At 72.4% G+C, this 12,943-nt stretch carries 13 protein-coding genes and 1 pseudogene; 7 read left to right on the plus strand and 7 right to left on the minus strand.

Features of this window, described 5'->3' with window-relative positions; genetic code table 11:
* Positions 1–62: 62 nt before the first annotated feature.
* The 3 genes from AB0D18_RS32695 to AB0D18_RS32705 form a co-directional block, all read right to left on the minus strand.
* Entirely contained in the window at positions 63–248 is a 186-nt protein-coding gene (locus AB0D18_RS32695) for a hypothetical protein (RefSeq protein ID WP_362426843.1), read from the minus strand.
* Positions 245–1,498 carry a metallophosphoesterase gene (locus AB0D18_RS32700; protein WP_362426846.1) on the minus strand — a complete coding sequence of 418 codons (1,254 nt, stop codon included), beginning with the start codon at positions 1,496–1,498 and terminating at the stop codon, positions 245–247. The genes AB0D18_RS32695 and AB0D18_RS32700 overlap by 4 nt, the downstream gene beginning before the upstream one ends.
* A 177-nt stretch (positions 1,499–1,675) precedes the next feature.
* Positions 1,676–2,542 (minus strand): GNAT family N-acetyltransferase, encoded by an 867-nt coding sequence (locus AB0D18_RS32705; protein ID WP_362426848.1) that lies wholly within the window; start codon positions 2,540–2,542, stop codon positions 1,676–1,678.
* Positions 2,543–2,751: 209 nt separating this feature from the next.
* Here AB0D18_RS32705 and AB0D18_RS32710 point away from each other — a divergent pair.
* A pseudogene (locus AB0D18_RS32710) lies at positions 2,752–2,988 on the plus strand (alpha/beta hydrolase); the annotation flags it as partial.
* On the opposite strand, the gene AB0D18_RS32715 reads toward AB0D18_RS32710, so the two are convergent.
* Positions 2,946–3,182, minus strand: coding sequence for a hypothetical protein (locus AB0D18_RS32715; RefSeq protein ID WP_362426851.1), 237 nt, complete (start codon positions 3,180–3,182; stop codon positions 2,946–2,948). The pseudogene AB0D18_RS32710 and the gene AB0D18_RS32715 overlap by 43 nt on opposite strands.
* Before the next feature lie 118 nt (positions 3,183–3,300).
* Positions 3,301–3,891: a GNAT family N-acetyltransferase gene (locus AB0D18_RS32720; protein ID WP_362426853.1), complete on the minus strand. Its 591-nt coding sequence runs from the start codon at positions 3,889–3,891 to the stop codon at positions 3,301–3,303.
* Between the two features lie 84 nt (positions 3,892–3,975).
* On the opposite strand from AB0D18_RS32720, the gene AB0D18_RS32725 reads away from it, so the two are divergent.
* Both AB0D18_RS32725 and AB0D18_RS32730 read left to right on the plus strand, forming a co-directional pair.
* Positions 3,976–4,620: a helix-turn-helix domain-containing protein gene (locus AB0D18_RS32725; protein ID WP_362426856.1), complete on the plus strand. Its 645-nt coding sequence runs from the start codon at positions 3,976–3,978 to the stop codon at positions 4,618–4,620.
* Positions 4,617–5,936 (plus strand): MFS transporter, encoded by a 1,320-nt coding sequence (locus AB0D18_RS32730; protein ID WP_362426859.1) that lies wholly within the window; start codon positions 4,617–4,619, stop codon positions 5,934–5,936. The genes AB0D18_RS32725 and AB0D18_RS32730 overlap by 4 nt, the downstream gene beginning before the upstream one ends.
* Here the strand turns inward: AB0D18_RS32730 and AB0D18_RS32735 are convergent.
* Positions 5,933–7,075 carry a serine hydrolase domain-containing protein gene (locus tag AB0D18_RS32735; RefSeq protein ID WP_362426862.1) on the minus strand — a complete coding sequence of 381 codons (1,143 nt, stop codon included), beginning with the start codon at positions 7,073–7,075 and terminating at the stop codon, positions 5,933–5,935. The genes AB0D18_RS32730 and AB0D18_RS32735 overlap by 4 nt on opposite strands.
* 226 nt (positions 7,076–7,301) lie before the next feature.
* On the opposite strand from AB0D18_RS32735, the gene AB0D18_RS32740 reads away from it, so the two are divergent.
* The 4 genes from AB0D18_RS32740 (at position 7,302) to AB0D18_RS32755 (ending at position 11,292) form a co-directional block, all read left to right on the plus strand.
* Positions 7,302–8,222: an amidohydrolase family protein gene (locus AB0D18_RS32740; RefSeq protein WP_362426865.1), complete on the plus strand. Its 921-nt coding sequence runs from the start codon at positions 7,302–7,304 to the stop codon at positions 8,220–8,222.
* A 217-nt stretch (positions 8,223–8,439) separates the two neighbouring features.
* On the plus strand, positions 8,440–9,522 hold the full coding sequence (locus AB0D18_RS32745) for a mechanosensitive ion channel family protein (RefSeq protein WP_362426868.1): 1,083 nt from the start codon (positions 8,440–8,442) through the stop codon (positions 9,520–9,522).
* A 48-nt stretch (positions 9,523–9,570) separates the two neighbouring features.
* The gene (locus tag AB0D18_RS32750; RefSeq protein ID WP_362426871.1) at positions 9,571–10,341 is read left to right on the plus strand and encodes an ABC transporter ATP-binding protein; all 771 of its coding nucleotides are present in this window, start codon (positions 9,571–9,573) and stop codon (positions 10,339–10,341) included.
* Between the two features lie 6 nt (positions 10,342–10,347).
* Positions 10,348–11,292, plus strand: a complete 945-nt coding sequence (locus AB0D18_RS32755) for an ABC transporter permease (protein ID WP_362426874.1) — start codon at positions 10,348–10,350, stop codon at positions 11,290–11,292.
* A gap of 28 nt (positions 11,293–11,320) precedes the next feature.
* On the opposite strand, the gene AB0D18_RS32760 is transcribed toward AB0D18_RS32755, so the two are convergent.
* Positions 11,321–12,784, minus strand: coding sequence for an aminotransferase class V-fold PLP-dependent enzyme (locus AB0D18_RS32760; protein WP_362426925.1), 1,464 nt, complete (start codon positions 12,782–12,784; stop codon positions 11,321–11,323).
* Between the last annotated feature and the right edge of the window lie 159 nt (positions 12,785–12,943).

Consider the following 12,943-nt stretch of genomic DNA (forward strand, 5'->3'; position numbering starts at 1 on the left):
CCCCGGAGCCAGTGACCCGAGATCCACCGGGGCCACGACCCGCGTGCCCCCACGACCTCGGGTCAGGCCGAGGCGCCGTCCGTCAGCAGGTGCACCGACTCCTGCTCGCTCGGGTCGGTGCGGCGCAGGACGACGGCCTTCGAGGCGGGCAGGGGTTCACCCGCGTCTCGTACGGCTCGTGGGGGTCGGTGCGGGCGAAGGTGATGTGCCGGACCGTGGACGCCGTCCGAGGACTCCTTGTCGCTCACGCATACGATTTTCCGGCAGACTCTACCTCCTTGGGGCGTACGGGGGTGGTGGTCCTGATGCGATGGGCGAGGCGTGCGGTACGGGTGGGAACGTCGACCGTGTAGGCGTCCACGGTCATTGCCGTCTCGGAGACCTTGAGGACCATGAAGCCGTGGTCGGAGAAGTTCTGCCAGGCGGCCGGATGGCTCGAATGGGCCGTGCCGTCACCGGACTTGGAGGAGGCGCCGCAGACGATCTGGCGGGTTCCGGCGGTGCGGGTGGTGGGTTCCAGGAGCTGCAGCGTGTGGTCGTGGCCGGAGAGGATCAGGTCGGCACGGCCGACCACGACCTCTTCGTACAGCTCCTTGAGGTGGATGCCGCGCGTGTAGTGGCCGACGAGGAAGCCGTCGTACGATCCCGCGCTGCCGTGCTTGCCGTTGTTGAGGTACGGGTGGTGGCCGATGACCACCTTCCAGCGGGCCCGGGAGGCGGCGAGCGCGCCGTCGAGCCACTCGCGCTGGGCGCGCATGTACGGGCCGTCCCACTGGTAGTGGGGGTCGAGCTGGGCGACGGTCGAGGCGACCGGGTTGGTGTCCAGGGCGAAGAACTCGACGACGGGATCGCCGCCACCGGCGGGGAGGGCGGCGGCGTAGTAGCGGCTGGGCATGTACCAGCGGCGGGAGGATCTGGCGTACGAGACCTCGCGGTCGCCGCGGGAGGGGTCGCCGCCGCTGCCGGGGATCAGGCCGGAGCAGTCGTGGTTGCCGAGAACCATCAGCCAGGGGACGTCGATGCCGGTGTTGGGCTCTTCGAACTTGGTCTGGAATTCGGAGTCGTGGTCGGACTCGGGGCCGTTCTCGTAGATGTTGTCGCCGAGGCCGACGGCCAGGCCGATGCCCTCGGTACGGCAGACCTGCCGGGCGGCGGCGGCCACGGCGTGCTGGGCCTCCTTGCCGGTGCCCGCGTCCCCGGTGATCAGCACGCTGAACTCGCCCTCGGAGCCGGGTCGTTGGGGGAAGGGGAACTTCTCCGCTTCGGCCCCGCGGGGCCGGGGCGCCGTACCCGTCGGGCGGGCCCCGGCGGCGGCGGAGCCGGGCAGCACCGCGAGTGCGGCGCCGGCGACCGCACCGCCCAGCAGGGCTCGCCTGCGTACCGTGCTCATGGCGCGCACGCGGTCGCCCACCTGCCCATCGGCGAGCTCGGGCTCGGCGCGCAGCCACTGTTCTTCGGTCAGGTCCGCGCGGGGCGGTGTCAGGTCGTCGTCGCACATGGATGCGTTTTCCCACACCGGGGAGGAAGGGGGGAAGACGAAAGAGCGAACAGGGGGCGGAGGTATGGGGTCGACTTTGTGGTCGGCTCCGGGGCGGGGCTGGTTTGTCCGGGGGCGTCCGGGGGCGTCCCCGGCATCCGGGGTGGCCGGCTGGTCGCCGCGTTCGACGGTGGTGCGTCAGTTGTCGCGTTCGAAGCAGTGGGAGCGGCCGATGACGGTGAAGCCGCGGCGCTCGTACCAGTGGCGCGGCCAGTCCTCGGCGTCGGCGATCAGGAAGCGGGTGTCGCAGCCCGCTTCGGCCGCCAGGCGCAGGGCGGTGGCCACGACCGCGTCGGCGTGGCCGCGGCGGAGGTGCTCCTCCGAGGTGTTGAGGTCCTCGATCTGGGCGATGCCCATGGCGGGGTCCGCGTAGAGGTCGGCCCAGGAGGCGACGTCTCCTGTTTCCGCACGGGAGCCGATGAAGTGGACGGTGTCGGCGCCGCGGTACCTGGCTTCGCGCCGATCGACGAGCTGGCGTACGACCTCCTCGTGGGCGTCCGGCAGGAAACCGCGCCAGCGCCGGGCGAGGGGCTCGCGGAAGGCGTCGAGGCCGACCGGCGCCGCCAGCCGCGTGAGCGAGTCGGCCGGTTCCGGACCGGTGTAGAGCATGATCAGGTCGGCGCTGTGGCGGTATCCGGCCAGCACCAGCGGGGGTGCGCACGCCGTGGCGGTCGCCTCGTCGTGGACGCAGATCATGCGGTGCGGCAGGTGGCCCAGGATCTCGTCGGCGAGGGTGGGCAGGGACAGGGCGTCGTCCGGTATGCCGTCGACGACGAGGTGGTTGTTGCCGTGGGACTCCGGATACCTCTCGTCGAAGACGGCGAAGCCGCCGGGGAACTCGACGGTACGGGCGGCCTGACGGCGGTCGAAGGCGGCCAAGAAGGCGTTGATCCGCGGGACTTCGGGGGCGAGGTTCGGGTGGTGGCTCGATCGGGGGCTCGACTGGGGGTTCGGCTGGGGGTTCGGCTGAGGGCTCGGCTGAGGGCTCGGCTGGGGGCTCGGCATGGAGGGAGCCTATGCAGCCGGGGGTCGGGGCGCTGGGATACGCCCCTCATTCCGCACCCGGTTTCCGTACGCCGGGCTGTCGGCGGTGTGTTCTCGCGGGAACGGCAGTCCTCTCCCCTTCGTTGTCCACACGCGTGCGACTCCCTGCGGAAGGACACCGGCCATGACTGGAGGCCGCCGCCTTCGCGCCGCTGGCCGACGCCCTCTCCGTGGACCGTACCGTCGTCACCCACGACCCCCGTGGCATCTCCGGCAGCACGCTGGACGACCCGGACGAGGACTCCACCCCCGAGCTGCGGGCGGACGACGTGGCCGCACTGCTCGACGTGCTCGGGGCCGATGCGCCCGTCGACATGTTCGGCAGCAGCGGGGGCGGGGTCACCGCGCTGGCACTGGCGGTACGTCATCCGGGGCGGGTGCGGACACTCGTCGCGCACGAGCCGCCGCTGCTCGGGCTGCTGCCGGACGCGGCCGCCCGGCACGCCGGGGTCGAGGACATCGTCGCGACGTTCCACAGGGAGGGAATGGGGGCCGCCTGGGGGAAGTTCGCGCACGCCTTCGGGTTCGATTCCGAGGAGGCGGACGGCGGGGCTCCGGCGGCCGCGCCGAAGGAGGCGTCGCCGCAGGACCTGGCCGACATCGCCCGCTTCTTCGCGCACGAACTCCGGCACTTGGTACGCCCGTGGCGGAGTTCCCCGGCGGCCACGGGGGCTTCGTGGAGCAGCCGGAGGAGTTCACGGAGGCGCTGCGGAAGGTCCTTACCGGTTGATTCCGGTGGACCGGGTGAAGAGCTCCCGGTGCGCGGGGACTTCGGGGTGGTCCGGAGCCAGGAAGACGGCGATGCTGCCGGCACCGCTGTCCGCGCCGGGCGGCGGTGTGATCTCGTGCCAGCCGCGCCGCCGGTAGAAGTTCACGGTGTCCGTCGCGAAGCGGGCCGTAAGCAGCCAGGCGCGGCCGTCGGGGGCCGCCGCTTCGACGGCCGCGGCCAGCAGGCGGCCGCCGAGTCCGGTGCGCCGGGCCCCGGGGCGTACCGCGACTTCGTTGATCTCGTAGGCGCCGACGACGAGTTGGCGGGTGTGCGGGCCCAGTTGCGCCGCGACCTTGTCGTACGAGCGTCCGTGCGGGAAGGGGGCCTGCGTGATCCAGCCCGTCACGAACCCGTCCACCCCGGCAGGTGAGGGTGCGACCACCGCACGGAAGCCGGGGCGCAGCCGGTCGACGGCGAGGCGGTCCGTGAACTCCTTTGACGCGCCCGGCTCTTCGCTCCAGGGCGGCGCGGTGAACACCTCCTCGTAGGCGGCAGCCAGTTCGTCCGATACATCGGCTATGTCTGATCGATAGAAGCGCATGAGGAGACACTAGCCAGCACTTCCCCAAAAATATTCTGCAAAAATACTTTTGGAGAAGGGTGCTGTCGCTCTACGCTCCCGTTCATGACGGACAAGACTCCTGCGGAGCAGCACAAGCGCGTCCTCGATCCCGAGGAGGATGCGGCCGCCTTCAAGGCCCTCACCCACCCGCTGCGCATCCGGCTGCTCGGAATGCTGCGGAAAGACGGTCCGGCCACGGCGAGTGAACTCGCGGCCCTGACGGGCGAGTCGTCCGCGTCCACCAGCTATCACCTGCGGGTACTGGCGAAGTACGCGTTCGTCGAGGAGGCCGAGCACCGGGACGGGCGGGAGCGGCGCTGGCAGTCGGTGCACTCGATCACGTCGTGGAGCAATGAGGGCATGGGTACCACCAGGCAGGGCCGCGCCTTCCTCGACTTCGTACGCAGGCAGCAGGTGGGAATCCTGGACCAGATACTCGGTCAGCACGAGGAGGACCTTGCCGCCGGGCGGCTCGGGCCGGAGTGGGTGGAGCCGTCCGGGATCGGGGACATGATGCAGCGGCTGACTCCGGAGTCACTGGGCGAGCTGCGGCAGGTGGTGGAGGCCAAGGTGGCGGAGCTGGGCGCTCGCGACGAGAAGGATCCGCGCGCCGAGCAGGTCATTGTCTACGTGGCCGGGTTGCCGCTTGCTTCCCGCAACTCCGCATCAGCAAAAGGCACTTCCAAGGCATCTGACGGTGAGTCATGACGGGACCCCCCGTCCTGCGCACCGCCAGGCGCCGTTACCTGACCGTCTGTGTGCTCTTCTGGCTGCCGATCGGGCTGGCTTTCAGCCCCGCCGTGCTCCTCTACACCGAACGCGGCATGAGCCTGACGGCCGTCGCAGCCTTCTTCGCCGCACACTCGCTCACCGCCGCCGCACTGGAGCTGCCCACCGGAGGTCTCTCCGACGTCCTGGGCCGCCGCTCGGTGCTGGCCGCGGCCGGGCTGCTCGACATCGCTGCCTTCACACTGCTGGCCCTGGGCAGTACGTTCGCCGCGTTCGCCGTCGGCATGGGGCTGAAGGGTGTGGCCCGCGCCCTGTCCAGCGGTCCCGCCGAGGCCTGGTACGTCGACACTGTCCAGGCTCACGCGGGGCCGGCCGCGGACCTGCGCACCGGCCTGTCCCGGGGCAGCGCCGCAACCTCCGCCGCACTGGCGGTGGGCACCCTGGTCGGCGGTGCGGTGCCGTGGCTGCTGGGGCTCGGCCCCGACCTCGGTGCCCGGCTGAGCGAGGCCACCGGAGGGCTCGTACTGCCGCTGTCCGTGCCCGTGCTGATCGGCGCCGCAGTCAGTGTTGTCTTCGTGCTGTACGTCCTGACCGCGCTGCGGGAACCTCCGCGCAAGCCCGCCACGCTGAGCAGCGTCCTGCGCGGCGTCCCGGGCACCATCGGTGCCGGACTGCGCCTGAGCGTGAGTGAGTTGACGCTCCGTCGTGTTCTGCTGAGTGCGGGGGCTGCCGGGGCCGCATTCGCCACGATCGAGCTGCTCATGCCCGGCCGTGCCGCCGGGGTCTCGGGTACGGCCGAGTCGGGTGCGGTGCTCTTCGCCGCGCTGGCCTGCGCCGGATTCGCCACGTCGGGGCTCGGCAGTGCGCTCGCGCCGCTCACCGCCCGGCTGACCCGCAGCGGCGAGCGTGCGGTACTGGCGGGACTGGGAGTGAGTGCGGGCGGCCTGTTGCTGCTCGCCGTGACGGCGACGTCCTCGGGGCCGCTGTCGCTGGCCGTCGCCGTGGGCGGGTTCCTCCTGTTCTATCTGGGCCTGGGTGCGGCGAGCCCGAACGAGAACGAGTTGCTGCACCGCCGCGTGGCCGACGGACAGCGTGCCACCGCCCTCTCCGTACAGTCACTCGCGCTTCAACTCATCTGTGCGCTCAGCGGGTTGGCGGTCAGCGCCCTACCGGTCGGCCCGCTCCCCTGGCTGTTCGGCTGCGCGGCGCTGCTGGTGGGTGCGACCCTGTGGGTACGGCGCCCGGCGCCCGTACCCACCCCGGTCGCACCCACCCCGTCCCCGGTCGACGCCTAGCGCTGGCCCAGGCACTCCCCCACCGCCGCGATCAGCCGGCCGGCGCGGGCGTCGCCGTGGCCGATCATGCGGTTGCCGGTGTAGGCGAAGCCGATTCCGAACTCGTCGTCACCGAAGGCGAATTGGCCCCCTGCTCCGTCGTTGCCGAAGCTGCGCGTGCCGAGCGTGGGGCGCAACGGTGAGTCGAGCAGGAAGCCCGATCCCCAGCGCGCCCCCGCATCGAAGCCCAGCCACGACTCGCCCGCCGACTGCTCGCGTACGGCATCGGCGACGCTGTCGGCCGTGAGCAGCCGGGGCCCGCCGTCGATGCCGGTCGCGGCGGCCGCGTACAGGGCGGCCAGGGAGCGTGCGGAGGAGACCGCACCGGCGCCGGGGATCTCGGCGCCCAGCAGGGCGGGGTCGTTCCAGCCGTGCGGTGCGTCGAGGCCGGGGAAGACGAACGCCCCGTTCATGGTGACCATGCGGGTGAGCATCGACTCGGGGCCCGGCATGGGAGGCCGGCCCGGCGCCTCGACGAGCCGGGCGAGGCGGCCGGTTTCGCTGTCGGGCAGGCCGATCCAGCAGCTCAGGCCGAGCGGGTCGGCGACGGCCCTGCGGAAGTACGCGCCGGGGGTGAGACCGGTGATGCGCCGGATCAGTTCGCCGAGGAGGAAGCCGAAGACGTGCGCGTGGTACTCGTACGTGGTGCCCGGCTCCCACAGGGGCTTCTGCTCCTCGATGGCGTGGACCACCGGGGTCCAGGCGGTGATCTCCTCGAAGCTCAGCGTGCGGTCGAGGACGGGGAGTCCGGCGCGGTGGCCGAGCACCATGCGTGCCGTGATCTCTTCCTTGCCCGCCTGCGCGAACTCGGGCCAGTAGCGCTCCACCGGTGCGTCGAGGTCCAACTTTCCCTGCTGGGCGAGCAGTTGGACGCAGATGCTGACGATGCCCTTGGCGCAGGAGAAGACGGGGACGACGGTGTCCTCCTGCCACGCCTGCCCGGTGCGCTCGTCCGCGGTGCCGCCCCACAGGTCGACGACCTTGTGTCCGTCCGCGAACACGGTGACGGCGGCGCCGAGTTCACCGAAGTCCTCGAAGTTGCGGGCGAAGGTGTCGGCGACCGGTCCGAATCGCTGGTCGGCCCATCCGTTGAGCTGCACGGTGCTGTCTCTTCCGTCGCGTGGTACGTGGCCCGTACGGGAGGGAAGTCGTGCCCCGCCGCCGGTTGACCGGCACACGCTATGCGGGCCCGCCGCCCCGCCACCAGCGGTTTTCGTGCCGCGCCGCCGGAGGGTCCGGGTGGCACAGGGGCAGGATGGGCCGCGTACCGCACCGCCGTGGGCCGGATCGGCGACCGGCCCGCGCTCGACCGCCGAGGGGATCTTCATGCCTTCAACTCCTGCCATTCGTACCGTCCTTGGTGATGTCGCGCCGGCCGCGCTCGGCGTCTGCGACGCGCACGACCACCTCTTCCTGCGCTCGCCCCACCTCACCGGGCAGGAACTCGACGACGAGGCGCGCGCCGCGGACGAGCTGCGGGCCTTCCGTGCGGCGGGCGGCGCCGCGCTCGTTCAGTGGACGCCCCGCGCGATGGGGCGGCGCCGCGAGTCGCTGGTGCGGCTGGCCCGTACCTCCGGGGTCCGGCTCGTCGCCGCGACCGGGCTGCACCAGGCCCGGCAATACGGGCAGGGGCACGCCCTCCTCGACCGTGCGGCCCAGGACTTCGTGGCCGACCTGACCACGGCCGAGGTCCCGGCAGGGCTGATCAAGGTGTCCACCGGGCCCGACGGGCCGCACGGCACCGACGGCCTGGACCCCTGGACGCGCCGCGTCATGGCCGCGGCCGCCGAGGCGCAGCACGCGACCGGGTGCCCCGTCGGCGTACATCTGGAGCGTCCCGACCACGCGGAGGACGCGGTCGCGCTGCTGTCCGGGAAGCTCGGGGTACCGCCGGAGCGCATCCTGCTGGGACACCTGGGCCGGACGGCGGACGCCGACACCTGGCTGCGGGCCGCCGCGACCGGTGCCCATCTCGTACTGGACGGCCCTTCCGCCGTGTACGGCACCACCGACGAGCGGGTGCTGGCCGCACTCGTCACGCTCGCCGGGGCCGGGTACGGCGACCGGCTGCTCCTGGGTGCGGACACCACCACGTCACGGGCGGCCCCGGGCCGGGCCGCCCACCTCCTCGACACCCTGCGGCCGTCCCTGGTCAAGGCGCTCGGGGAGGAAGCGGCGGAGCGCGTCTTCGTCGCCAACCCGGCGCGGGCATTCTCCACCCGGTGGAGCGTGCCGCGGCTGCCGTGACCCGATGTGCGGGACAGGACCCGGCCACTGACGGAGGCAGCCGGTTCATGGGGCAGGATGACGCTCGCGCCGGAGGACACACATGTTCGACCGGCGTGACCGCGCAACCCGGAATGAGCAGGTACCCAAAGGTGACTACACCTCACATATGCCGCCCCCAGGGGCATTTCTTTCCCTCTTCACTTCCCGCACCCCTCACGTCCGGGGGATCACGCTGATGGAACGATCCCTCGTACTGAGTGATCTGGTCGTCGCCGGTATCGCGGTGGCCGCCGGGCTCGTCGCGGCCCTGCTGCTGCGGGCCGTGCTGCGCTGGCTGGGCGAGCGGGCCAGTCGTACGCGGTGGAACGGCGACGACGTCATCGTCGACGCCGTACGGACCCTGGTCCCGGTCGCGGCTGTCGCCTCCGGCCTCGCCGTGGCCGCCGCCGCCCTGCCGCTGACCGAGCGGACCGGGCAGAACGTCACCCGGGTACTGACCGCGCTGCTCATCCTGGCCGGAACCATCACGGCGGCCAGGATCACCACCGGCCTGGTCCGGTCGGTGGCCCAGTCCCGGCAGGGCGTGGCCGGTTCGGCGACCATCTTCGCCAACATCACCCGCGTCGTGGTGCTGGCAATGGGCTTTCTCGTACTGCTCCAGACCCTCGGCGTCTCCATCGCCCCGCTGCTCACCGCGCTCGGCGTGGGCGGTCTGGCGGTGGCCCTCGCCCTGCAGGACACCCTCGCCAACCTCTTCGCGGGCGTGCACATCCTCGCCTCGAAGACGGTGCGTCCCGGCGACTACATCCGGCTGAGCAGCGGCGAGGAGGGCTATGTCGTCGACATCAACTGGCGCAACACGGTCGTGCGCCAGCTCTCCAACAACCTCGTGATCATCCCGAACATGCAGCTGGCCGGCACCAACATGACGAACTTCAGCCGCCCCGCGCAGGACCTGGAGATCTCGGTCCAGGTCGGCGTCTCGTACGACAGCGATCTGGAGCAGGTCGAGAAGGTGACGTCCGAGGTCGTCGCCGAGGTGATGCGGGACGTCGTCGGCGCACTCCCCGAGCACAAGCCCGCCGTCCGCTTCCACACCTTCGGGGACTCCCGGATCGGATTCACCGTGATCCTGGGCGTCGGGGAGTTCAGCAACCAGTACCGGATCAAGCACGAGTTCATCAAGCTCCTGCACCAGCGGTACCGGGCGGAGGGCATCCGGGTCCCGGCCCCGGCGCGCAATGTGACGGTCGTTCAGGGCAGCGTCCCGGGCGACGTCATGCCGGGAATCCCCCGGCAGCGGTCGAGCGAGGACTAGCGCGGGCGATGGGGGCGATTGGGGGACGATTCCTGTCATGCTGCCCCCATGCGCCCCCACACCTCCGCCGCATCCCCTCCCCCGGCACCCGGCCAGCCCCCTCTGCCCGGCCAGGCCGGTCTGCGGATCGCGGCCCGCCGGGTCACCCAGCAGGTCAAAGGGGCCGGCCGCGTCCTGCACGACGTGTCCCTGGACGTCGCCCCCGGCTCGCTCACCGTGATCGCGGGCAGCAGCGGGGCGGGCAAGACCGTCCTGTTGACCACGCTCGCCGGCCTGAACACCCCGAGCGCGGGAACGGTGCGGCACGACGGGGCCCAACCGGGCGCCCCGGGGCGGGAGTTCGGCTTCGTACCGCAGGAGGACGTCCTGCACCTCGAACTCCCGCTGCGGGACACCCTCGGGTACGCGGCCGGGCTGCGGATGGAGCCCGGGACCTCCGCCGACGCGGTGGACGCCGCGGTGCGGCGGGTCCTGGCCTCGCTGGGCCTGGCCCACCGCGCAAGGACGCGGGTGCGGGACCTGAGCGGCGGCGAACGCAAGCGCGCCGGTATCGCGGCGGAGATGCTCACCCGGCCCCGAGTGCTCTTCCTCGACGAACCCACCTCGGGCCTGGACCCGGTCACCGGCGCCGAACTGCTGCACACCCTGCGGCAGTTGACGGGAGCCGGCACCACCGTCGTCCTCACCACCCACGCCCTGGCCGACCTCCCGCGCGCGGACCGGGTGGTGTTCCTCGCACCCGGGGGCGAGCTCGCCTACGCGGGTGAACCCGGTGCACTGTGCCCGGCGTTCGGGGTCACCGCCCTGGAGGAGGTGTAGGGAGCCGTGGCGGGCGGCGCGAAGGCGGCACCCGCACCACCGGTCCCGGAGCCGGAATCGGGCTCGCGCCAGAGTGCCTTTCCGGCGGCGTGGCCCCGGGTCGGCCCCGTGCGGCAGTGGGCGCTGCTGACGCGGCGGGGAGCGGCGCTTCTGCTGCACAACCGGCTGTCGGTCGCGGTGCTCGCCGGGTCGCCCGTGATGATCGTGGCGATGTTCGCCGTGCTGTTCCGGGCGGGGGCTTTCGATCCGGCGGCCCCCGACCCCGGCTCCAGCGCGATGATCATGTTCTGGATCGCGTTCGGCACGTTCTTCTTCGGGCTGACGTACGGGCTGCTCCAGATCTGCACCGAACTGCCCGTGCTGCGCCGCGAATGGCTGGCGGGGCTGCGGCTGGGACCGTACGTGGCGTCCAAGCTCACGCTCGTACTGCCGGTCCTGGCCCTCGCCGACGCCCTGCTCCTCGCGGTGCTGCGCGTGCTCGACCGGCTGCCCGCCGCGGGCTGGGACACCTACCTCTCGCTCTTCACGACGAGCCTGCTCGCCTCGGCGGCGGCGCTCGCGCTGGGACTGCTGGCCTCGGCCGCCGTGTCGGAGCCGGGGCAGGCGACGCTGATGCTGCCGCTGCTGTGCTTCCCGCAGGTGCTGTTCTCGGGGGCGTTCGTGCCGGTGCCCCGGATGACGCTCGCCGGCGAGGTGCTCAGCCTGGCGATGACCAACCGGTGGGCGTACGAAGCCCTGGGCGGCGCGGTCGGCCTGGAGGGTCTGTGGCGCGACGGCGCCTCCCCGCTGGGCCCGCCCCTGCTGGCCTCGTACGGCGACTCCTTCGCACACCCGGCGTCCCGGGGGTGGCTGATCCTGGCCGGGTTCGCGCTGCTCTTCCTGGTGGCGGCCTGGGCGGTGCTGGTACGCAAGTGCCGGCGGGGGACGGCGACCGGGCGGGCCGGACGGTAGCTCCCGCTACGGCCGTCAGCACCCCTCGTCAGCACCCCTCGCGCGGGGCAAGACCGGCAGTCGTGGGCGTCCGGTCTCGGTAGGTGTCGGCCGCGAACGTCAGGAACGCGTCGATGTCGGCAGGCTGCGAGGAGAGGCCCAGCGAGAGGCGGATCGCCCCTGCGGACGGCAGCCGCAACAGCTCCAAGTAGTCCTCCAGCGAGTTCAGTTGGCGCTTTGCCGCCCTGCGCAGCCGGCGCGGCGGCAGGGCGAAGGCGGCTTCCCCGGCGCCCGGGTTGCAGAAACAGCCCGTGCGCAGGGAGATCCCGCGCCGCGCGCTGTCGCGGGCGACGATCCGCTCGTCGACGACTTGCCCGTCCGCCCCGAGCAGGTTCAGCGCCACCGTCCCGCCGCGCGGGGAAGCGCGGTACGGGCCGCCGTCCGGGACATCGCCGTACGGGACCCCGCCGCCGTCCGGCCCGTACAGCCGTACCAGCGGTGAGCCGTCGCTGTGCCGAAGGGTGCGCAGCCCGGTCAGCAGGCGCCCGGTCAGGACGGCGATGTGGGCGTGGACGCGGTCCATGCCGATGCCATTGATCCACTCCAGTCCTGCCGTCACGTCGGGAAGGGAGAGGAAATCGACCGTGCCGTCCTCGAAGGCGGACTCGTCCGCGGCGAGGACGTGCCACTGCGCCTGTGCGCTCACCGCGTGGACGGTGCCGCCGGAGAACCACGGGCGGCACAGCCGGGCGAGCGCCTCGCGCCTGGCTATCAGACTGCCCACCCCCGTGGGGTGCCCGAAGACCTTGTACCAGCTGACCGCGACGAAGTCGGGGTGGTGGCGGCCGAGGTCGAGGACGTTGGTGGGGACGAAGGCGGCGGCGTCGAGCAGGACGTCGTAGCCGCGGCGCTGCGCGGCCGCCGCCCACTCCAGCGGGTGCTGCACCCCGGTGAAGTTGCTCTGTGCGGGATACGCGAACAGGCCGCGCCGCCTCCCCGCCCCGCCCTTGCGTCTGCGCGGGGGCAGGGCGGCCCTCAGCTGTTTCTCGTCGACGGTCAGTCCGGGCCCGCCCAGCGGGACGTACACCGTCCTGGCGCCCCGGGCCCGTGCGTACTCGCGCAGCCCGTTGACCGAGTTGTGGTTGTCCAGCGGCAGGACCAGGCGGTCGCGGGAGGTGAAGGGGTACGCCTCGCCGACCAGGCGCAGCGCGCCCGTCGCGTTGGGTGTGAAGATCACCGCGTACTCCGCCGGGTCCGCGTGGAAGTGCCGCAGCACCGCCTGGCGCGCCTCGGCGAGCAGCAGCCCGGAGGCCCGGGAGGCCGGGCTCTCGGAGTGCGGGTTGCCGTAACAACCGCCGACCACCCGCTGCGCCGACGCCAGGACCAGGGAGCGCGGGGGGAGCGCCGCACCCGTGTGGTCCAGGTAGACGTGCCCGCCCTCGTCGAGCCGGCCGAATTCGGCAGTCCGCAGGGCGGCGAAGAAGTCTGCGGCAGCGCCGTCCGGCGGGGGCACGGTGGGGGCGCCGGCTCCGCCCGGCGCGCCTTGGGCCCCGCCGTCCGCCTGACCGTTCGTACGGGTCCTGTCCACGACGCCTCCTCGGGATGCCGCCCTCGGCCTGCCTCTCCCTCCATCCTCCGCCTCTCCAGCCTGCGCGCATCACCCCTCTTCGCC

Source organism: Streptomyces sp. NPDC048442, assembly GCF_040651475.1.
Taxonomy (GTDB): Bacteria; Actinomycetota; Actinomycetes; order Streptomycetales; family Streptomycetaceae; genus Streptomyces.